The sequence below is a fragment of the Acetobacter oryzoeni genome, from assembly GCF_004014775.2.
Lineage (GTDB): Bacteria > Pseudomonadota > Alphaproteobacteria > Acetobacterales > Acetobacteraceae > Acetobacter > Acetobacter oryzoeni.
The window spans coordinates 1,859,914-1,881,413 of sequence record NZ_CP042808.1 but is presented as its reverse complement, the minus strand read 5'-3'; the positions used below and the strand labels follow the sequence as shown (position 1 = coordinate 1,881,413).

Below are 21,500 nucleotides of genomic sequence, written 5' to 3'. Positions count from 1 at the left end.
CGTTTATCCGTGCGATTTCAGGTTTTTCCAGATTTTCCGCTTCCATGCGATAGCCAGAACAAGCAGAACAGCCAGATAAGCCAGAACCCCTTTGCCAATATGGTGGCGCTCATTACGGTGTGGATCTGCAGCCCAGACCAGGAAGGTGGTAATATCCTTGGCCTGCTGCTCCACAGTTGCCGGTGTGCCATCTGGGTATTGAATGGCACCGTTCATTAACGGCGGGGGCATGCCAATCATATGGCCTTCTGCCCAATCATTATAGAACTTGCCCGGCACAATAGGGGCATCCGCCGGCGGGGGCATGCGGTAACCTGTTAGAAAGGCGTAAAGCCAATCTGCCCCACCGGGGTGCACAGCCGCCAAGCGAGATTGATCTGGCGGTGCAACCCCACCCATAACCGCAGCCGCTGCGGCATCATTGGGGAAGGGGGAGCGGAAGTGATCATCCGGCAGACCGGGCCGCATTGTGGGCATGCCCGAGATGCCAACCGGGCCGGCAATCTGCTTGCTATGGGCAAGGTCTGTAATCGCCTGATCACTTAGCCCAATCCCTTCCAGATCCCGATATGTCAGGCTGCGCATGCCGTGGCAGCTGGCGCATACATGATCATACACCAAAAAGCCGCGCTGCAGGCTGGCTTTATCATATGTGCCGGTTGCGCCTTCAAAGCTCCATTTCTGATGCGGCGGGGCTTTATCTGGCGTGTTGGCCAGTGCAGGCATTGCAAGGGTAAACGCAGCCAGCAAGGAGCCTGCAAAAACATGCTTACGCATCAGGCATCTCCCTGTGAGGCAGCAATGGAGGAAGGGAGAGGGCGCGTTTTTTCCGTGCGGGAAACAAGGGGAAGGAACACAAGGAAATACCCAAAATAATAAAGCCCGGCCAAACGGGCGGCAATCAGCCAGCCACCTTGTGCGTGATGCTTACCCGCATCTGCCAGCACAATAAATGCACACACAACGCCTAAAAGCCCAATGCGGCACAGAGGGCGGAAACGCATGGAGCGCACGGGGGAGCGATCAAGCCACGGCAAAGCAAACAGAACCAGCAAAGAGCCTGCGGCGGCAACCAGCCCACCAAACTTGGATGGCACAGATTGCAGAAGCCCATAAAACGGCAGGAAATACCATTCTGGCTCAATGTCTGCCGGGGTGTGCATGGGGTCTGCCGGGGTGTAGTTGTCTGGCTCAATCAGCATGTTGGGCCAAAAGAACATCAGGGCTGCAAACACCATGGCGAACAGAATAAGCCCAACCAGATCCTTGCTGACATAGTAAGGATAGAAAGGCACCGTATCCTTGGGTGTGCGTGGTTCAACACCAGTGGGGTTGTTGGAGCCTGAAACGTGCACAGCCGCTACGTGCATGCCCACAACACCCACAATCAGAAATGCCAGAACAAAGTGCAGCACAAAAAAGCGGTGGAGGAAGATGTCTCCCAGATGGTCACTGCCTGTCATAATGTGTTCCAGCGTTGGGCCAATACCCGGTATGGCACCTACGGCTTTGGTAATCACATCCGCGCCCCAGTAAGACATCTGGCCCCATGGCAGCAGATAGCCTGCAAAAGCAGTGGCCATAACCATTAGCATCAGCACAAGGCCGGTTAGCCACAGCAGTTCACGCGGGGCTTTGTAAGACCCGTAATAAAGCCCACGAAACAGATGCAGATACAGAGCGGCCAAAAACAGGTTAGCGCCTGTCATATGCATGGCACGTAAAAGCCACCCGCCAGAAAGCTGGCGTTCTATGGCTTCAACAGAAAGAAAAGCCCCTGCATCTGTGGGGGTATAGTTCATGGCAAGAAAAATGCCGCTTGCCAGCATCAGCCCCAGAACAAGCGTAAGAATAGCCCCAAAATTCCACCAGCCATTCAGATTGCGCGGCACACGGAAATCAACATATTCAGCCCGAAAGGCGGAAATGACCGGAAGGCGTCTGTTAATCCAGCCAGCCAGGCCAGAATAAGGTGGTGTGGAAGAAGCAGATGTTTGCTTCTGGTCGGGTATGCTCATGGTAAATCCATGTTGGCTGGCAGAAACAGGGGCAGGCAGTGCTCCGTGTTCCGCTGTGGCTGTAAGGAAAGGCAACGCATACCCAAAAGCGATATGCGGAATCCATGGCTCAGATGAGATATGAAGGGCATACAGGTTAAAGTCGTTTCGTCTGCCTGCGTATGATGCAAAACGCACGTGCTTGGTGTTGTGCCATAAAAACCTGCCATAGATTGCTATCAGAATGACCAAGATTAAGGAGCAATAAGTTCCTTTTACCTGATCCAGATAGATGCGGCGGCATCATAACTTTGCCGAAACATTTGGGCAAGGTGGGTGCAGTTTTTAACAAACTGTGAAGGGATTTGCTCTTGCATAAGGCAAAATGCAGGGCCATCATACTTGTTATCACTCGCATGTTGTGGGTGTGATGTTCTCAGGGCAGGGTGAAAATCCCTACCGGCGGTAAGCAGCGCACAGCGTTGTAAGCCCGCGAGCGCCCGCTTCTGGCGGGGTCAGCAGATCCGGTGCAATTCCGGGGCCGACGGTTACAGTCCGGATGGAAGAGAACAGAAAGACTGGTACGTGGTCGTGATTCGTTCAGAATTACGTGCGTGCAAGGCTATCTTATGCCCTGAGTCCGTCTGGTTTATGAGAACGCGGGCAGAAACAGGGTGAACAGCTTTTCACAGATTTCCCGACAGATCATGCCAGAACGCATTGGCGCGGCGTTTAACCTTGCCGTGGCTGAGGCGTGGAGCTTTGTAGGGCGTACAGCCCCCAACCCGCCGGTAGGGTGTGTGCTGCTGGATGCGCAAGGAGATGTGCTGGTTGTGGCCGCACATCATCAGGCAGGTACCGCACATGCAGAAAGATTGGCCGTAGAGCAGGCACGTGCTCTTGGGTTGGTGGAGCGGATTGATACCGCTGTTGTTACGCTGGAGCCCTGCAATCATACCGGTCGCACCCCCCCATGTACGGAAGCACTGCTTTCTACCCCTGTAAAAACTGTCTGGATTGGCTGTGCAGACCCTAACCCGCATGTGCAGGGCGGGGGCGCTGCCCGGCTGGAACGTGAAGGTATTACGGTTAACCGTTTGTGGCAGTGCATGAATGCTGCGGCCACATATGCGCGCTGCCGTGCGTTGTTGGCCCCATTTGCCATGCGCATGACACACGGGCGGCCTTGGGTAACCGTTAAACAGGCGCTGGATAGCAAAGGCTCCATGGTGCCCCCAAAAGGGCAAAAAACCTTTACAACTCCGGCATCCCTCCGTCTGGCGCATACTTTGCGGCGTGTCACAGATGGCATTGTGACAGCCACAGGCACTGTATTGGCTGACCGGCCCACACTAACCGTAAGGCATGTTGAAGATCACCCTGAACGCCGCCGCCTGTTGGTGGTGTGTGGGCAGGAACAACATGCGCCGGCTGAGTGGCTGGCCAGCGTTTCGGCTACATTCGATGTGCGCTTCTGCCCCGATATTGCGCAGCTGCCAGATATTCTGGCGCAAAGCGATGCGCTGTGGGTGCTGGTAGAAGCCGGGCCAACTCTGCTTGAGGCCCTTAAAACCCATAATTTGTGGGATGATTGGCTGACCATTCGTCAGGATGCTTCAGGGCAGGATCATCTTGCTGTTTCAACCCAACATGATGTCACACCTCTTTCTCTTTTTCCCGAATGGGTACGGTGTGCGCAGGAGCAGGTATGTTTTCCGGTATCATAGAATCTCTCGGTCATGTGGCTAAGGTGGAGCGCAGCCCCCAGTCTCTTATGCTGGAAGTGGAAACAGGGCTGTACGATGTGGCGGAGGGGGAAAGCATAGCCGTAAACGGTGTGTGCCTAACTGCTGTAGAGCCTTCAACAACCGGGCTTGTGCGCTTTTTTGTGAGCAGTGAGACACTGGACTGCACCACATTGGGCGTGCTTGAGGCTGGTGGCCGGGTTAATCTGGAACGGGCCGTTACGCCTGCCACGCGTCTGTCTGGCCATATTGTGCAAGGCCATGTGGATGCCGTGGCACGGTTTACAGAATGTACCCAGTTTGGTGATGCGCGGCGCGTGGTGTTTGAAGTGCCAGCCCAATTGCGGCGCTACATGGTGGCCAAAGGCTCTGTGGCGCTTGCGGGCATTAGCCTGACGCTGAATGAAGTGGGTGAGCCAAACGGCGAGACCTTTCCCATTGAACTGATGATTATCCCGCACACATGGGAGCACACCACGCTCGGCACGCTTAAAGTCGGTGATGCCGTGAATGTGGAAGTGGATATCATTGCCAAATATGTGGAGGCACAATGCCGGACCAAGTAAATACAGCAGCCCCTGTGGCAGCTAAGGCATCGGCAAGGCTTTTGCAGGCGGTAGAAGCCGTGCGTGCTGGCCGTATGGTCGTCATGGTGGATGATGAAGATCGTGAAAACGAAGGCGATCTGGTTATGGCCGCGGAGTTCATGACGCCTGAAGCCATGAACTTCATGATTACCCATGCCCGTGGCCTTGTGTGTCTGCCACTTACGCCTCAACAGGTGGATCGTCTCGGTCTGCCCATGATGGTGCGGCAAAGTGATAATACAGCCCAGTACGGTACGGCGTTTACGGTATCTATCGAGGCCAAAGAGGGCGTAAGCACCGGTATTTCTGCGCCAGATCGGTCGCATACTGTGCGTGTAGCGGCATCAGAAAACGCAACACCTGCGGATATTGCCACACCGGGGCACATCTTTCCGCTGCGCGCCGCCCCCGGTGGGGTGTTGGAGCGTATTGGCCATACGGAGGGTTCGATAGATCTGCTGCGTCTGGCCGGGTTAAAGCCAGCCGCTGTTATCTGCGAGATTCTGAATGAAGATGGCACCATGGCGCGCCGTCCTCAGTTGGAAGTCTTTGCCCGCCAGCATGATCTGCCGATTGTTTCTATTGCAGAGTTGGTGACGTGGATTAAAGCACATGGCCTGTCATCCTTGGCGACGCAGGCCGCTGAGGCAAATCCCGAAATTGCACCAGAACCAGCCGTGCCGGATCTGGCGCAGGCATCCTTACCCAGTGCTTACGGTGGGGATGATCTGGTGATTCATGCCTATCAGGATGAAAACGGCGTAGAGCATGTGGCCTTGGTAAAAGGTGATGTGCACCGCAAAGGCGCTCTGCCGCTGGTGCGCCTGCATTCTGAATGTGTGACGGGCGATGCCCTTGGTTCTCTGCGGTGCGATTGCGGTTCACAACTGCATGCGGCACTTCGGGCCATAGGGAAAGCGGAATGTGGCGTGCTGGTTTATGTGCGCGGGCATGAAGGGCGCGGCATCGGGCTGGTCAACAAAATCCGTGCTTATGAACTACAGGATGCCGGGCTGGATACGGTAGATGCCAACCATCGTCTGGGTTTTGCAACAGATGCCCGAGATTGGCGCGCAGCTTCGGGCATATTGCGCAGCCTTGGTGTGGGCGAACTGGATTTGCTGACGAATAACCCCGATAAAGTGCGCGCGCTGGAAGCACGCGGGTTTATGGTGCGCCGCCGGATTGGGCTGGAAATTCCACCCACAGTGCATAATCGCGCCTATCTGGAAGCCAAGCGCCGGCGCATGGGGCATCATCTTGGGCAGTTTGTTGCCGCTGATGCCGAACCAGATGTGGTTGTCTGATTTTTAAATAAGCGAATGATTAAAGGTGTTTGACTGATGGGTACACGTTCCCCTGTTTCCTTGCCGGATCTCAAGGCACTTTCTCCTGCGCCGCGTCTGGCCATTATTGTCAGCCGGTTTAACGAAGTTGTAACGGGTGGCCTGCGCGATGGTGCTATTGCGTGGCTGGCTGAACATAACATTACTGTGAAAGAGGGTGATGTTTTTGCGGCTCCCGGTGCCTTTGAAATGCCACTTCTGGCACAGACACTTGCCAAAACAGGCAACTATGAAGGCGTTATCTGCCTTGGTTGCGTTGTAAAAGGGGATACAGCGCATTTTGAATTTATCAGCCTGGGCGCCACAATGGGCATTCTTCAGGCCTCTTTGGCCACAGAAACGCCTATCGCCTTTGGTGTGTTGACAACTTATACAGAAGAGCAGGCGCAGGTACGCTCTGCTGATGATATCCACAACAAAGGGCGCGAAGCCGCTGCTGCGTGTGTGGAATCCTTGGCCTTACTGCGCCAGATCAAAGGCTGAAAAAATGGGTTGTGTTAGGCTGCACCAACCGAAAGTGTAAAAGCCAAGCCAGAAAAAGGATGGAGGAAGCATGAAGCGGGTCACTCTCATTGCCGGGATTTTCGGTTTGGGGTTGACCCTATGGATGCTGGCCCAGTTTGGGGTGTCTTCCATTTTTTCTCTGGTTATGACAGGCGGTTGGGGCATTTTGGCTGCCATTGCTTTTCATAGTGTGCAGGTTTTTCTTTCTGCTTCCGCTTGGCGCACCATTGCAGGCCGCACTTTTGGCCCGGTTCTGCCGCTAAGGGCCTATTTTATGCTCCGCTGTGTGCGAGAGGGCATAAATAATCTGCTCCCCGTAGCGCAGGTTGGCGGGGAGGTTATGTCCTCCCGCCTGTTGGCCCGTCGTGGTTTGGGTCTGAAGCATGCGGCTGCCGCAACAATTTGCGATCTGACAATCGAACTACTCAGCCAGGTGGTATTCACCCTCAGCGGCTTGGTTATGCTGCTGTTTCTGGTCAAACGCTCCGCCGTGACAGACCGCCTGCTGGAAAGTGCATTGGTGCTTTTGGCCATAGGTGGTGGCGTATTTATCAGCCAGTGGCTTGGCGCCGTGGCTTTTATAGAAAAATTGCTGATCCGCATTGCCGCTCATTTAGGGTGGAGCGGTGTTGATGGTATTCGCGGCCTTAATAAGGAAGTGCTCGCGCTATATAAATCAGGCCGCAACGCGGTTACAGGCCTGATATTGCAGTTTTGTGCATGGGCTTTAGGGGCTGTGGAGGTGTGGTTGATTCTGCACTTCATGGGGCATGGGTGCTCTCTTGCTACCGGATTTGTGATCGAAGGTGTGGGGGAAGCAGCTAAATCAGCCGGGTTTGCCGTGCCCGGTGCCCTTGGCGTATCAGAAGGGGGCTACATTATGGTTGGTAGCCTTTTTGGTATGCCGCCTGCTGTTGCCATTGCGCTTTCTCTCATCAAACGTTTGCGTGAAATTGCTTGGGGCTTACCCTCTCTTATACTGTGGCAATGGCTTGAGCATTCGTGGCGCCCTTATGCCGAGCGCCTGCGTAAAATGCCCTTTTCCCGCACGGGTCTGTAAAAAGGAAAACAGAGCCCTGCTTACATCATCACTTGCTTCTGGCTGGGGGGTTGGGCAAACCATGACAGCCCTGTCTGCTTGGGCTGTGATTATTTTGGGATCCTGTCGTTCATCATGCTGTTTGCACCCATAGGTCGTTTCATTACGTTCTGCGCCCGCCATGCCTGGGCTGTTGTGGCGTTGTTTCTCGTGCTTTCGGGGGCAGGCGTTTACGCTGGCATGACCCGTCTGGGAGTAACGACAGATACCAGCAAAATGCTTTCCCCCCGTTTGGAGTGGAAGCAGCGTTCCGATGAAATGGGGCGTTTGTTCCCCCAGAAGGAAAACCTTCTGGTGGCTGTCATTCAGGCCAAAATGCCGGAAGAAGGGCAGGAAACAGCGCGGGAACTGGCCGCCAAGATAAGCGCTGATCATACTCATTTTTCTTTTGCGCATAGGCCAGATGCCAACCCGTATTTGCTGCGCAATGGCCTGATGTTTCTGGAGCCACAGCCGCTTTCTCAGGTGTTGAATGATACCATTGCGGCGCAGCCATTCTTGGCGGCGCTGGCGCAGGATCCTTCAGCACGCGGCTTGTTTGGCGCGCTCTCCCTTATGGCGGAAGGCGTAAAACAGGATCAGGCCAATCTGTCTGACTTTCAGGCACCTTTGTCTGGTTTTGCCAATACGCTGGAACAGGCTGTGGCAGGCCATGCCGAGGCCATGTCCTGGCAGCAGCTTTTGGGCGGCAAGCTTTCTGATCTGGCAGGTAACTATCAGTTTGTTATCACCAAGCCGATCTTGGATTACGGGTCCTTCCAGCCGGGTGGGGCTGCGGCAGATGCCATGCGGCAGGCTGTTAATTCTTTGGAATTTGTTAAAAACGGACACGCCAAGGTTTATCTGACCGGGCAAGTGCAGCTGGATGACGAAGAATTTGCAACCGTGGCAGAAGGCATGGTGGCAGGGCTTCTGGGCTCTCTGGCACTTGTTACTTTGTGGCTTACGCTTGCTGTCAGAACATGGCGTGTGGTGCTGCCTATTGTAGTCACGCTTGTTGTGGGCCTGTTGCTGACAACCGGTTTTGCTGCTGTGGCCGTTGGTACGCTAAACCTGATTTCCGTGGCATTTGCTATTCTGTTTGTTGGCATTGCGGTGGATTTTGCCATCCAGTTTTCTGTCCGCTTTCGTGCCCAAACACCTACGCAGCCGGGTGAAGAAGGCGTTTTTGAAGCCCTGCGCCTGACGGGTGAAGAAACCGGGCATCAGATTCTTGTGGCTGCTTTGGCAACGTCTGCTGGGTTTCTGGCCTTTACCCCCACAGCTTTTCTGGGCGTTGCGCAGCTTGGTCTTATTGCCGGTATTGGCATGCTGGTGGCCTTTATCTGCACCACCACGCTTTTGCCTGCGTTGCTGAAAATCTGCCACCCGCCGCTGAACTGCCCTAGCATGGGTTATGCGTTCATGAAGCCGGTGGATATTAAAATCCGCCATATGCGCAAGCTGCTTCTGGGCTTTTTTACGCTGGTGGCTCTGGTGGGTTTGGCTCTGGTGCCCAGCCTACAGTTTGATGGTGACCCGCTGCATACCAAAAATCCGAACTCGGAAGGGATGCGCGCCCTTAAACTGTTAATCAATAACCCGCAGACATCTCCTTACAGCGCAGAACTGCTGGTGCATTCTCTTGCTGATGCAGAAAAAGAAACCACGCGCCTTTCTGGTCTGCCAGATGTAAATGATGTGATGTGGCTGGGTTCCTTTGTGCCAACCCAACAGCAGCAGAAACTGGCTCTTATTCAGGATGCTGCTTCCATTCTGTTGCCAACGCTTATTGTGCCACAGCCCAAGGCTGCTCCTACAGCGGATGATCTGCGTAAATCCGCGCATGATACGTCTGTTGCTTTGGCCGGGGTGCTAGATAAATTGCCTGCGCAGGATCCGCTGCGCCGTATTCAGGCTGCTCTGGCCAAGCTGGCTGAAGCACCAGATGCCACAGTGCAGGGGGCTAATACCGCATTGGTTCGCTTCCTGCCGACAGAGCTCGATCAGCTGCGCACCATGCTTCAGGCAACACCTGTAAGCATTAAAGACGTGCCTGCTGAAATTGCAGATGATTACCTGCTGCCAGATGGCCGCGCCTTGGTGGAAGTGCATCCTAAGGGTGTGATGTCCAATTCTGGCGCGCTGCGCAAGTTCGTGGCCTCTTTGCAAAAAGTAGAGCCGCAAATGGCTGGCACAGCGGTTGATATTGTGGAAAGCGCACGTTCCATTGTGAAGGCGTTTGAGCAGGCAGCAGGCGCAGCTATTGTGATGATTGCCGTTATTCTCATGCTGGCTCTGCGCCGTGTTAAGGATATGGCGTTGGTGCTGGCACCGTTGCTGCTTTCAGCCTTGATGACGGTTATTCTGATTGTGCTGCTGCCCGAAACCCTGAACTTTGCCAATATTATCGCGCTGCCTCTGCTGCTGGGGGTTGGGGTTTCCTTCAATATCTATTTCGTCATGAACTGGCGGGATGGCGTGAAGTATCCGCTGGCTTCTCCCACTGCGCGCGCCGTGTTGTTTTCCGCTCTTACAACAGGCACGGCCTTTGGCTCTCTGGCGCTTTCGCACCATCCGGGCACGGCGAGCATGGGGCGGTTGTTGCTGCTTTCTCTGGGCTGCACGCTGTTGGCCACGCTTGTGTTTGTGCCAGCACTTCTGCCCAAGCGGCCCATAGACGAGGCCTGATAAAAACAGTCCCCAAGAACCGGGTAATAAAAAAGCCTCCCGAAAATATCGGGAGGCTTTTTTTTGATATCGGCTTTCTGAAAGAAAAATCAGAAAGGCAGGTGCTTACTTCTTCACCCATTCAGGATGGTGCGGCATTTCAATATCACGCCCCTTCAACATCATATCCCAGTAAACACGCGGGAATACGGTTGTCTTCAGGAACCAGGCAAAGCGGCTAGGCTTGCGCTGATCGTAAGGGAAGCTGGGGGCAGGTTTGCCGCCGTACAGGAACTCCGCCAGAATAACCTTGCCATAAGCAACTGTTAGCGGGCAGGCGCCGTATCCATCGTAGCTGCCTGTCAGCGGTTTGCCATCCAAAGATGCCAGAACGTTTGCTGTTACTACCGGGGTTTGCGCACGGGCAGCAGCCATGGTTTTGGCGTTGGATGTGCCAATAACATCGCCCATACCAAAGATGGACGGATACTTGGTGTGCTGGAGCGTGCTGGGGTCTACATCCAGCCAGCCACCTTCATTTGCCAAGGGGCTTTTCTTGATAAAGTCTGGAGCACTCTGTGGCGGGGTGACATGCAGCATGTCAAACTCTTTCACCACATTTGTAACTTTGCCATCTGGCCCGGTAACGGCAAAGGTTGCCTTGTGTTCCGGCCCGTTCACGGCAATTAGCGTATGTTTGTACAGCACGTTAATGCCGTAATAGTCCACAGCTTCCTGCAAACCGGGGCGATAGTAACCAACGCCAAACAGCGCATCACCCGTCATGCAGAAATCTACGTTGGTGCGGTTTAGCGTGCCCTGCTTGCGCCAGTAATCAGATGCCAGATAGGCAATTTTCTGCGGTGCGCCTGCGCATTTGATAGGCATGGGCGGCTGGGTAAATAATGCTGTGCCACCGGAAAGGGACTGAATGCATGTCCATGTATATTCCACGGTGTCTTTGGAATAGTTACTGCATACGCCATTGCGGCCCAGCGTATCTGTCAGGCCTTCAATCTTGTTCCAATCGAGCTGGAGGCCGGGGCAGACAATTAGGCGATTGTAAGCAACCGTGCGGCCATCTTCCAGCGTAACCATGTTGTCATCTGGCTGGAAGGATGCCGCAGCAGCGCGCAGCCACGTGCAGCCTTTGGGAATAACGCCACCTTCCTGATCCAGCGTGCTCCGCAGTTTCATGACGCCTGCGCCAACCAGTGTCCAGCCCGGTTGATAGGCGTGAGTGGTTGCGGGGTCGATAATGGCAATATCCAGCGTAGGCCGTTCACGCAGCAGGCGGGCTGCTACGGCAATACCGGCCGATCCACCACCCACGACAACAACAGTGTAGCGTAGATCTGGTGTTGTGGAGTTTTCTGTTTGAGTCATGGAAGTCTCCCTGAATCTCACGTTGACGTGGGTGCACTATCCCAAACATCTACAATTTAATAAAGTATTTAATTGTATTTGGGATATGTGTGGAGGGCAGGTCAGTCCTTGATCCAGACTTCAACCGGGCCACTCAGCTTCATGGTAAGCGGGTTGCCGCGCCGGTCTACCGTTTTGCCTACAGCCACGCGCACCCAGCCTTCGCTGATGCAATATTCTTCAACGTTTGTTTTTTCCACGCCCTTAAAGCGCACGCCAATGCCCCGGGCCAGCAGGTCTTCATTATAAAAAGGGCTTTCCGGGTTTACGGAAAGGCGGTCGGGCAGGGTATCAGACATTTAGAGAGTCCTTAAAATATCGGTTAAAAGTGCCCCGATGTTTTAAGGGCTTTCATATTGAAAGACCATGCTCGATCAGCATTTACAGCGCAGAATGCGGGCTAATGGTTGCCTTGGGTTGAGGTCACAACAATTTTCCCTTTGCCATCACGCTCTGTGGCCAATGTGCCGGTGGCTTTATCCACTAAAATATTGCCTGCATTTTCAACATGCAAAGCTGCCACGGAAGTTTCACCATGAAATACAGCATCTGCGGTACTGTTGGATGTAATTTCCAGCGCTTCCAGTGTGCCTTGCTGGGCCGTAAAGGCGGCAGATCCACCAAGATAAACGGCCAGAGCCGGGGCTTGCACTTTTCCGAGGTTGAATGGAGCAGAAAGCGTCGAACGCAAACGTGCGGAATCTGCCAATACAGGAATGGTAATGCTTCCTGTGGAATCAGACACAACATTCAGTTCCGCAGCACGCCCTAGTGTTACCGCGCCGCTGCCTGCCTGAAGAAAAACAGGGCCTTTACGATCATCCACCTGAATAGATGTTTTGCCTGTGCTGGTAATAGCCAATGGCATATTTGGTGCGGTGGTGAGTGTAAGATTGGTATCTGCCCGACAGTTTTGCCCTGTAAGGGATAGGCTGCCGTCTGCGTTGGTGGTCAGTTGAATGCCCGCAGGCCATTGGCCATTTTCCGGTTCAGGCCGCGTTACGCCTTTTTGGGCCCGGATATGCAGGCTGTTCAGGCAGGGTGCTGCAATATCAAGCGTTGGGCTTTGAGTGTTTTCTGCCCCACAGGCAACAGAGGGCAGAAAAACAGCTAGGCAAAGAGCCGTTGCAGCGCAAACTTCTGAACGAAAAAAAGAATACAGCATGCTTTCTTTCTGCCAGTGCCTGAGGGGTGCGTCTATCCTGTTTTAATGGCGTAGCCCACTACCACCTGTGCCACCCATAAGTGCATCGTGCATACGGTCCAATGCCTCAGTAAGGGTATCATGCGCGCGTTTGCCCTTGCTGCCCACAACAGTCACGGTGCTGGTCATGCCTGCGGCCAACTGGGTGCCGGGGGGAATGCTGTCTATTTGCACACGTACGGGAATGCGCTGTGCCAGACGCACCCATGTATAAACCGGATCAACCGATGGCAGGCCTTGTGTTGAGGTTGCCGCGTTGGCCGTTGCAATGCCACGCGTCAGGCTCACAACATGCCCCCACATGGGTTCACGATACCCCATAAGGTCTAGCCGCACGCGGTCTCCAACATGGATGGAGCGGATTTTGGTTTCCTCAAAATATCCATCCACCCAGTAGGATGAGGCATCAATCACCTCAATATTGGATTTACCAGCCGTTGCGTAATCACCCACACGCATGATGAGGTTGTTGACATACCCCGTTACCGTGCTGCGCACATACGTACGATCAAGGTTGATTTTGGCTTGGGAAAGATTGGCCAATGCCTGTGCATAAGCGGCTTTGGCAATATCTGCCGTGGCTTGATAAACCTGCTTTTCTTCCCGGGAGGCAGCGGCATCTGTCAGCTTGTCACGCCTAAATTCCTGTGTGTCTTTCAGCGCCATATCCGCCTTGCGCTGGTTGACTGCGGCTGTTGCTGTTGCCAGAGCTACCTTGAAGTCAAACGGATCAATTTCGTACAGAATATCCCCAGCGTGAACGAACTGGTTATCCCGCACGCGCACAGCAATAATCTGGCCCGAAACACGTGGGGCAATATCTGCAACCTGTACACGTACTTGTCCGTTTCGGGTCCAGGGGGCGGCTGTGTAGTAATCCCACAGTACGAAGCAAACAACGGCTGCAATGGCAAGAATGGTCCCCGTTGTGATAAACTGCAGGACGCGGCGGGCGCGCTCAAACACGGTCGGAAAGCCCTTTCACAACAAAATAGTGTAAAGGCCGATAAGGCATATAAGAATGCCAAATTCAGCCAGAGGCAGGTTCCATACCACGCGGCGGGCACGTACTTTGGATAGAACCGGGTTAAGAGCCAGCAGGGTGGCAATAGCCAATCCGGCATGGACAACAAAGGACGAAACAAGCAGCCCGCCTATGTCCAGAACAGGGCGTAATTCCATGTTAGCGGGCCTTCCATTGCTGATCTGGCACAGGGACAAGATCGTACAGATGCAAAGCGGAACGGTTGTGTTCCAGCAGATGTATGGCACCAACCATGGCAGATACGGCGGCAAGGGCCGTTGCCATCTGGCCGTGTGGCAGGTTGATGGAATGATCCAGCAAAACGCGTGCTTTGCGCTTCATGCGGTAAAGGGCTGAATCCACGTTATAGATAATGGTGGCGCGGTAGGCAGATTCCGCATCCAGCCGAATGGCAGGAATGGTGGCGGCACGTTGCAGATGGCGGCGTGCGCGTGCCAGTTCCACGTTCAACTCATCTAGGCTGGCAAGGCGGGAGAAAACGCGCTGCTTTGCCTTGTTGTTGGGGAGGTAGCGGTTCCATTCCAGAATGCGGCATAGCCGATCATAATGGCGGCTGATCAGGGCAGAACCGGCTTGTTCGCCATGTCCTTCAAACTGAAGCAGCAGATCGTGCCCAATGGTAATGCCAACCCTAAAGCGCCTGCCCGTAGCGGAAGGTGGCAGCAGCAGCACCAGTGAAATAAAGATGATAATAGCTGCAAACAGATACAGCACGTTGCGGTCTATAAAGGCTGAGGGTTCGTAGTTTTGCTGGTTGGCAACGCCCAGAATAACAAAGAAGAAAACGCCCGCGTTAAACCCGATCGTGGCTGTTTTGGGGTTCATTAACAGCAGGCAGCCCCCAAAGATAATTGGGAGAATAGCCATTGCCAGAAAAGGCATGTCTGCGCCGTGGGGCAACACGCCAAAGTTCAGCACCGCGGCCACGGCAATAGCCAAAGGTGTGCCGATAAGGGCCCCCATGCCAAAACCGCGCGCATTATAAGTGGTGGCCGCCAAAGTGAGAATAATGGCCACCTGAGAAAGCGCGCTGTAGGTGGCAGGAATATCAGAGATAATGCAAAGCCCGGCGGCAACGGAAAACCCAATCAGGGTTCTCAGGCCGTTGAGGAGGGCCGCAATAACATCATGATGCTGATCGATCTTGAGTTCCGGCGCCTGTGTGCGGGCCCGCTGCCCATGCTGGAGCGCATCTATACCATCTGCCGCCCATCGCGCGTCAGACAGAAGCGCCATGGAGCGCTCAATCAGCCACGCTTCATCCAGCGTTGGCCCAAGCGAGGCTTCCTCAGCATGGGCTTCCTTGGCCAGATCTTCCAGATCATGCACGGCCTGAAGTGGGGATTCTACTGGTGTACCATCCCCAAACGATGTGCGGATGTGTTTGAGTATGGGGCCGGAGATGTTGCCGCGGCGCAGCACGTTGGCAATGGCACGGCTACAGGTTAGCATTTCCAGTAGCGCCACCATGGCAGAACGTGCACCGGCAAGGCGCAGCTTGGCATCAGCAAGCTCGGTTTTGGCGAATGAGACCTGAGATGTCAGGGCAATAATTTCGCCCGCAAGGCCAGCGCATGTCATGTCATCCGGCACGCCGTGGCCGGCTACGGCATCACGCGCAATGCGTTGCACCATTTCACCTGTGCGGCGCAGGTTGGCTGCCAGTTTTTCAAACGCGGTGGGGGAGCCAAACACATCGTTAATGGCTGCCGTGGCCGCAATGCCCACCACAATGGCGGACACACGGTTAACGGTAACATCAAAGATGGAAGCCGGGTTATCAATGCAGCTAATGCCCACAATGGCTACGGTGTAGCCAGAAAGCATGGCCGCATAGGCACGGAAGTCTCGCTCCAATGTGCCCATAATGGTGCATAGGGTGAGCCATAGCGCCACACCGCCCAGAAACACCCCTCGTTCCTGATTAAAGCAGGCGGTTAGAAAAAGCGCGACAAACGCGCCAATAATTGTGCCAGCCAGCCGGTAAAGTGCTTTGGAGAGCACCTGCCCACGTGTGGGCTGTGCCAGAATCATAACCGTAACGGCAGCAGAACCGGGGGAGGAAAGCTGGAGCCAGAAAGCGGTAGAAAGTGCCAGAACAGCAGACAGCCATGTGCGCAGACAAAACAGAAACCAGCCATGTGCGAAGATGCTGCATGGCAGGGGAAGAAACAATGTCTTCCAAGATCCCATACGGAATGCTGCCGGTGTTTCTGTTGTCATGTCTGTGCTGTCTTTAACCTCTTTGCTTCACATCAGGGGCATGCCACTTCCAGCCAGACAGGGCGGGTTTAAGCGAATCTCGCAGTATCAGCATGCTTCTTAAAATAAAATATAATATTTGGCGTGATGCCACGAGTGACGAGGGGGGTTGCGCTTAACGCGGGGCAGGCCAGATGGCGAGGGTGTGAATTATATCTAACCTAATGATAAGATAAGATGAAGTGAGGTTAAGGGATGGCTGCTCACGATCTGGGTATGTCATGGAAAAGTGAAATTTTTCTGCCAGTTGCGTGATGGAGTGCACCAGAGTTCATGAAATTTATTCACACATCAGACTGGCAGATCGGCAAGACATTCAGTTTTGCAGATGATGATACCTTGGGCGCGCTACAGGCCGCACGTGTAGATGTTGTGCGTAATATTGGCACACTGGCCCGGCAGGAAGGTGCAAGTTGTGTGCTGGTGGCGGGTGATATTTATGAACACGAAACGCCAGAAAGGCGCACATTGCACCAGCCTATGGAGCGGATGCGGCAGTTCCCCGATGTGCAGTGGCATCTTATTCCCGGTAACCATGATGCAGATACGCCAGAAGGTGTGTGGGCACGTTTAAGGCGAGAAGATGCTGTGCCGGATAATGTGCATCTGCACACATGCCCGCAGGCGGTAGAGATAGATAAAGCCCATAATGCGTGGTTGTTGCCTGCCGTGCTCAAGCGCCGCCATACGCTTTCTGATCTCACAGATTACATGAATGATGAGGTAACGCCGCCAGATGCCTTGCGCATTGGGTTGGCGCATGGGTCTGTTGTGGGGTTTAGCAATGGGCAAGAGGCTGAGCATAATCCTATTGCGCTGGATCGGGCCAAACAGGCCGGGCTTGCCTATCTGGGGTTAGGGGACTGGCACGGCTTTTGCCAGATTGATGCCCGCACCTGCTATTCGGGCACTCCAGAAACAGATCGCTTTGTAACAGGTGGTGCAGGCGGTGGGGAAACACTGGTGGTAACAGTGGATGGCCCATGTGCGCAGCCCGTTATCTCCCGGCATCGCACGGGTAAATATATCTGGCGCAAGCTGGAAGACATTGTGCTGACCAATGATGAAGATATTGAAGCCCTGGAAGCGCGTGTAAGAGGCATAAACCCTGATAACCCCAGCGTTGTTATGGCATGGCTAGAAGTTTCTGGCCTGCTGGGTGTGGATGATTTGCGTAAATACGAAAGCGTTATTCTCACGCGCTTACAAAGTGCCGTGGCGTGTTTGCGCATAACCGGCGCACCTCAACTGGCCGCAGGAGCGCAGGATCTGGAGCGACTTGATGCCTCAGCAACCGTAAAAGTGGCTGCACAGGAACTGTTGCAGATGGTGGAGCAAGGGGGCGAGGAAGGTGTTGTGGCAAGGGAAGCCCTGCAAAGGCTGTTCCTGTTCTGGCATGAAGTAGAAGGTGGCGCAGCGTGATTCTGACAGATATCCAGCTTGAATGTGTGCGTCGGTTTACCTCTCCAGTGCGTCTGGAAGGTTTGGGCAAAGGGCTGAATGTGCTGGCTGCCCCGAATGAAGCCGGTAAATCCACTTTGCTGATGGCCCTGCGCGCTGCGCTAACCCTGCGTCATGGTTCCAAAGCTCAGCCTGTTAAAGAGATGCAGCCCTATGGCGGAGGTGCGCCCCATATTGGTGTGGGGTTTGAATGGAGCGGTAAGCCTTGTTGGTTGGAAAAACGCTTCATGAAAGGTGCTTTTGCGCGCCTTGATTTGGGGCAGGAACGTTTTGATGGAGACACGGCAGAAGAACGTCTGAACGCGCTGTTAGAACTGGAGAAAAACGGCAGAACTGAAGCAACGGGTTTGTGGAATGCCCTTTTGGTGCGCCAAGGGGAGAGTTTTGTTGCTCCGGTTTTAAACAACGCGGGCCGTTCGAGTATTCAGAATTGTCTGGAGCAAGGTGTTCAGGAAGTAACGGGCATTGCTGCTGCGGGGGCGTTGCTAGAGCGTGTAAAGGCGCGGTTGGGGCAGTTGCAAACAGCCGCGACCGGCAGACCGACAGGGCGTTATAAGCAACTTCTGGATGATCAGGCCCAAGCTGCGGAAAATCTGAAACATCTTCACGCCAAGCGTAAGGCGCTGGAAGAAGATCTGGTTCTGCTTGAGCAAACCCGCCGCATGTTGCGTGAGCAGGAAAACCCAGAACGGCAAAAGCAGGAAGAGCAGGAACTGCATAAGCTGCGTGAAGAGCGTGACCGCCTGCGCAATTTGGATGCAGAAGAAAAAGCTGCTCAAGCCAGAAAAGCCGCAGCGGTGCAGCAGTTCCAGAATATTCGGGATGAAGAGGAACGGCGAAAAGAATACCGGGCCGAATGTGCCCGGCTGGAGCAGTTGATTGCAGCCAGTAAGCAAGAGCTTGCAGAACTGGCAGAGCACGAAAAAGCTGCCAATCTGCGGTATCAGGCTGCACAGGCTGAATGCCAGAAGGCCGTGCAGCAGCATCAGGTGCGGCGTGCTGTTTTGCACCATGTCATGCAGCAGCGCGAAGTGCAGCACATGGAAGCAGCGCTTTTACGCCAGCGTGAAAATTTAAAGCATGTGCAGGAAAGCTTTGCCCAAATAGAGCAGGCACAGGCAGCGTTTGATGCGTTGCCTATGGATGAGGCCAAAATTCAGCGCCTGCGTAAGGCAGCCCAAAAAGTGGCAACGTTGGAGCAACAGTTGCAAGCGCAGGCAACTGTGTTGGAGATGGATTTGCTGCCACAAGCGCAGCAGCGTGTTGTGTTGAATGGCAAAGCCTGCGCATCGGGTAAAAGCCTGTTACATGCTCCTGCAGAAATTCAGATAGAAGGCATCGGCCGGTTTATTATTACCCCTTCCGTTGGCGGGGATACGGTTGAATTGCAGCAGGCGTTACAGACAGCTCAAGCTGCATTAACCGATCTTTTGCAACAGGCTGCATGCCTGAATGTAGAAGATGCCGAACAACAGTATGAAAAGCGCTGTTTGGCAGAACGTCAGCTTAAGGAAGCCAAAGCCGTTTTTGCCGCCACGGTGCCCAATAAAAAGGGCGTAAACCCGGATCAGGTTTTGCTGGAATTGCGGCATGTTCTGGCGAAGGAGGAAGCCGCTTACACGCAGAAAAAACAGACGCTGACGCAAAATCTGGCCAGCCAGATTGGAAGTGTTGATGAGTATGCCCTCAACCGCCTGCCAGAGGAAGCCGTACAGCAAGAGCAGGAAGCGGCAGTAGCAGTAGAGCGCGCCAGAGAAAAAGAGCGCGATACGCAACAGGTGTTTATAACGGCCAAAGCTGCATTGGATAAAGCCAATGCAGCCCAACAGCAGCAGGAAGCCGGGCTGGCCCGTGTGCAGCGAGAGTTGGCACTTTGGCAGGAGCGTGAGCCAGATGCGGCACTGGCCCAACGTAAGCAGCTATGCCAGCAGGAGCAGGACGCCGCACAGGCAGCCGTGGAGCATTGTGAGCACGCACGCCAAAAAGAACGGCCTTTGGCTGTGGTGGAAAGCGGTATTCAGCGGCGCGAACAGGCCCAGAAAACAGACGGAGAAACTATAGCCCGCCTGCGTGAAGATATACGTGAGCGCGAAACCCGTGTGCGTGGCGCAGAAGGTGAAGGGCTGGATGAACGTATAGCCGAGGCAGATCGGCTCCAGCAGCGCCTGAATATGGAAGTGGCTGCCTGCACGCGGGATAGGTCTGCCCTTGTTTTGCTAGATCAGGTTTTAAGCAAGGCAGAGCAAGAGCAAACAGCACGCTATATGGGGCCACTGGTAAAAACCATGCAGCCCGCATTTTCAGCATTGTTTCCCGGTGCTGAACTGGAAATGGATGCAGATTTCGGGGTGGCTGCTCTTTCACGCAATCAGCGCGAAGATGTGGTGGATCTTTCTGATGGTACGCGCGAGCAGATAGCTGTTCTGGTGCGTCTGGGCTTTGCTGAAATGCTGCATGGGCGCGGTGTGCCGGCCATTCTGGTGCTGGATGATGCACTTACTTTTGCAGATCCAATGCGGCTGGAACGTTTGTTTGATGTGATGGCAGAAGCTGCAACGCGCTTTCAGATTCTTATTTTTACGTGCCATGCGCAACTGTTCGCGCCATTGCGGGGCAGGATGTTAAGCCTGCGCCCGCAAGAAAGTTTTACATCACCACGTTAAACTGAAGCGCCATCACTGCGGCATCATGGAACACGGTGGAACCGCCCGGACGGTTGATATACTGGAAGTCTGGCTGCAAAGACATGCCATTGGCAACATGTGCGTTGTAAAACACTTCGTAGATGTTTTCGTGGGTCTGAATGCCCCATACCTTGCCCCACTGGTTATCGGGGAAGGGCACGCCAGCAGCTAATGCAGCTTCCTGCTGCAGAACAGAGGCGCGGCTCATGGTCATCCACTGGAACATGGCGCCAACGCTATCATTCGGGCGGCCCCATGCGGCACCGGTTTCCGTCATGCCGGCCCATACGTGGTGAGACATGGCGGTGGTTTTACCATCAGACCACATCCAACCCGCCAGAGCGATCAGGCCATTGGTGGGGCCATCACCATTCCGCATCAGCATCTGGTCAGCCATAAACCATGCGCTTGCACGGCCTGCCTCGTATTGCGGCTGTGCGCCTGTCTGCACCCATGCATTGCCGTTTACATCGTTCAGCAGGTTTTTGTATTTGGAGTTGTCGTAGCCAAACCCAGCCTTGTAGTGGCCAACCAGATGGTTGCGCCCAAAGGAAGGAAGCCAACCAATTTCCACCGGGGATGAGAACTTGCCCAAGCCATCCTGCGCCCATGCCCAGCCAGAAATGCCACCGTTATAAGCGTGCGGGGAAACAGCAAACAGGCCAGCCATAATATAGGTTTGTTTTGTGGGCATAACACGGGCAACAAAACCGAGGTTACCGGATGGCCAGTCTCGGGCGCCTTCTGTGTATTTGGTGGGGGCCGGGTTCCCGCACATGGCAACGTTCATGTACATACAAAACAGTGGTGAAGCGGCAAAAAAGCTGCCAACCGGAATCCAGCCCGCGCTGATATCTACATGATTGTGCAGAAAAGCGTGTTCACCATACAGGTAAACAAGATGGGCCACCACGTTACCACGTGCGCCATAAATCTGCTGCACGCCGCCCAGTGAATCCCCAATGTAATCTGTGCTCAGGTTACGGCCATGTCCGTTCACCACCATCATGTGGGTCCAGAACCCTTTCATGATGTCGGCATTGGTCAGCTTGCCCCAGTCCACATCCAGTTCAACACCCACCTGTCCGGCATTATCCACGCCTTTCCTGCGGCCACCACGAAAGTTGCCTGCAAGTTCTTCATGCACGTCTGCCAGGATATGGATGCCGTGGCTTAGCAGCCAAGGCTGTGCGCCCCACCAGTTTCCAAAGAAATGATCCTTGCCATACGGTGCAGAAAAAAAGGGGCCAGGATCTTCAACCTGATCGGCTTCATTATCCACCTGCAAGCTGGGCCAGAGGCCTACGGCGCTGTTTCCACCTGTCAGCAACTGTGCGTGCGCAGGTAAAACAACGAAAAGAGATAGAACAAGCAGGCAGGTCGGCCATAAGGCGCGAAAAGGAAAATGGAGGTGAAGGCGTTTAATCATGTTCCCTTAATTTTTATTTCTTTCGGCCACCTCATATTTCAGCAGAAAAAAGTGTGGCCTTGG

At 54.2% G+C, this 21,500-nt stretch carries 17 protein-coding genes and 1 riboswitch; of the genes, 8 read left to right on the top strand and 9 right to left on the bottom strand.

All coding sequences use genetic code 11. The features are described from left to right. Positions 1-3: 3 nt before the first annotated feature. Positions 4-777 carry a cytochrome c1 gene (locus EOV40_RS08650; protein ID WP_128105670.1) on the bottom strand — a complete coding sequence of 258 codons (774 nt, stop codon included), beginning with the start codon at positions 775-777 and terminating at the stop codon, positions 4-6. Continuing rightward, positions 777-2,195, bottom strand: a complete 1,419-nt coding sequence (locus EOV40_RS08645) for a cytochrome b (protein WP_128105669.1) — start codon at positions 2,193-2,195, stop codon at positions 777-779. Before EOV40_RS08645 ends, EOV40_RS08650 begins: the two co-directional genes overlap by 1 nt. A 230-nt stretch (positions 2,196-2,425) precedes the next feature. Further along, positions 2,426-2,572: riboswitch (FMN riboswitch) on the top strand. 99 nt (positions 2,573-2,671) lie between these two features. Here EOV40_RS08645 and ribD point away from each other — a divergent pair. The 6 genes from ribD (at position 2,672) to EOV40_RS08615 (ending at position 9,948) form a co-directional block, all read left to right on the top strand. Further along, positions 2,672-3,724 carry a bifunctional diaminohydroxyphosphoribosylaminopyrimidine deaminase/5-amino-6-(5-phosphoribosylamino)uracil reductase RibD gene (ribD, locus tag EOV40_RS08640; RefSeq protein ID WP_128105668.1) on the top strand — a complete coding sequence of 351 codons (1,053 nt, stop codon included), beginning with the start codon at positions 2,672-2,674 and terminating at the stop codon, positions 3,722-3,724. Further along, positions 3,706-4,308, top strand: coding sequence for a riboflavin synthase (locus EOV40_RS08635; RefSeq protein ID WP_128105667.1), 603 nt, complete (start codon positions 3,706-3,708; stop codon positions 4,306-4,308). Before ribD ends, EOV40_RS08635 begins: the two co-directional genes overlap by 19 nt. Positions 4,309-4,322: 14 nt before the next feature. Further along, complete coding sequence (gene ribB, locus EOV40_RS08630) at positions 4,323-5,636, top strand: 3,4-dihydroxy-2-butanone-4-phosphate synthase (protein WP_128106231.1); 1,314 nt, start codon at positions 4,323-4,325, stop codon at positions 5,634-5,636. Between the two features lie 36 nt (positions 5,637-5,672). Beyond that, a complete protein-coding gene (gene ribH, locus EOV40_RS08625; protein WP_128105666.1) occupies positions 5,673-6,158 on the top strand; it encodes a 6,7-dimethyl-8-ribityllumazine synthase in 486 nt (161 codons plus the stop codon). Positions 6,159-6,228: 70 nt separating this feature from the next. Next, on the top strand, positions 6,229-7,239 hold the full coding sequence (locus EOV40_RS08620) for a lysylphosphatidylglycerol synthase domain-containing protein (protein ID WP_087651892.1): 1,011 nt from the start codon (positions 6,229-6,231) through the stop codon (positions 7,237-7,239). Between the two features lie 114 nt (positions 7,240-7,353). Continuing rightward, on the top strand, positions 7,354-9,948 hold the full coding sequence (locus tag EOV40_RS08615; RefSeq protein ID WP_128105665.1) for an MMPL family transporter: 2,595 nt from the start codon (positions 7,354-7,356) through the stop codon (positions 9,946-9,948). 105 nt (positions 9,949-10,053) lie between these two features. On the opposite strand, the gene EOV40_RS08610 is transcribed toward EOV40_RS08615, so the two are convergent. The 6 genes from EOV40_RS08610 to EOV40_RS08585 form a co-directional block, all read right to left on the bottom strand. Beyond that, positions 10,054-11,313, bottom strand: a complete 1,260-nt coding sequence (locus tag EOV40_RS08610) for an NAD(P)/FAD-dependent oxidoreductase (RefSeq protein ID WP_050818268.1) — start codon at positions 11,311-11,313, stop codon at positions 10,054-10,056. A 101-nt stretch (positions 11,314-11,414) separates the two neighbouring features. Further along, positions 11,415-11,651 (bottom strand): DUF3297 family protein, encoded by a 237-nt coding sequence (locus EOV40_RS08605; protein ID WP_050818267.1) that lies wholly within the window; start codon positions 11,649-11,651, stop codon positions 11,415-11,417. Between the two features lie 101 nt (positions 11,652-11,752). Further along, positions 11,753-12,517: a hypothetical protein gene (locus tag EOV40_RS08600; protein WP_128105664.1), complete on the bottom strand. Its 765-nt coding sequence runs from the start codon at positions 12,515-12,517 to the stop codon at positions 11,753-11,755. Between the two features lie 42 nt (positions 12,518-12,559). Further along, the gene (locus EOV40_RS08595; protein ID WP_087651893.1) at positions 12,560-13,522 is read right to left on the bottom strand and encodes an efflux RND transporter periplasmic adaptor subunit; all 963 of its coding nucleotides are present in this window, start codon (positions 13,520-13,522) and stop codon (positions 12,560-12,562) included. A 15-nt stretch (positions 13,523-13,537) separates the two neighbouring features. Continuing rightward, the gene (locus EOV40_RS08590) at positions 13,538-13,738 is read right to left on the bottom strand and encodes a DUF1656 domain-containing protein (protein ID WP_003624554.1); all 201 of its coding nucleotides are present in this window, start codon (positions 13,736-13,738) and stop codon (positions 13,538-13,540) included. Position 13,739: 1 nt separating this feature from the next. Beyond that, entirely contained in the window at positions 13,740-15,824 is a 2,085-nt protein-coding gene (locus EOV40_RS08585) for an FUSC family protein (RefSeq protein WP_128105663.1), read from the bottom strand. Between the two features lie 312 nt (positions 15,825-16,136). On the opposite strand from EOV40_RS08585, the gene EOV40_RS08580 reads away from it, so the two are divergent. Both EOV40_RS08580 and EOV40_RS08575 read left to right on the top strand, forming a co-directional pair. After that, entirely contained in the window at positions 16,137-17,285 is a 1,149-nt protein-coding gene (locus EOV40_RS08580; RefSeq protein WP_128105662.1) for a metallophosphoesterase family protein, read from the top strand. Beyond that, a complete protein-coding gene (locus tag EOV40_RS08575) occupies positions 17,282-19,987 on the top strand; it encodes an AAA family ATPase (protein ID WP_128105661.1) in 2,706 nt (901 codons plus the stop codon). Before EOV40_RS08580 ends, EOV40_RS08575 begins: the two co-directional genes overlap by 4 nt. On the opposite strand, the gene EOV40_RS08570 is transcribed toward EOV40_RS08575, so the two are convergent. After that, entirely contained in the window at positions 19,971-21,437 is a 1,467-nt protein-coding gene (locus EOV40_RS08570) for a carbohydrate porin (protein ID WP_050818261.1), read from the bottom strand. The genes EOV40_RS08575 and EOV40_RS08570 overlap by 17 nt on opposite strands. Positions 21,438-21,500 lie beyond the last annotated feature (63 nt).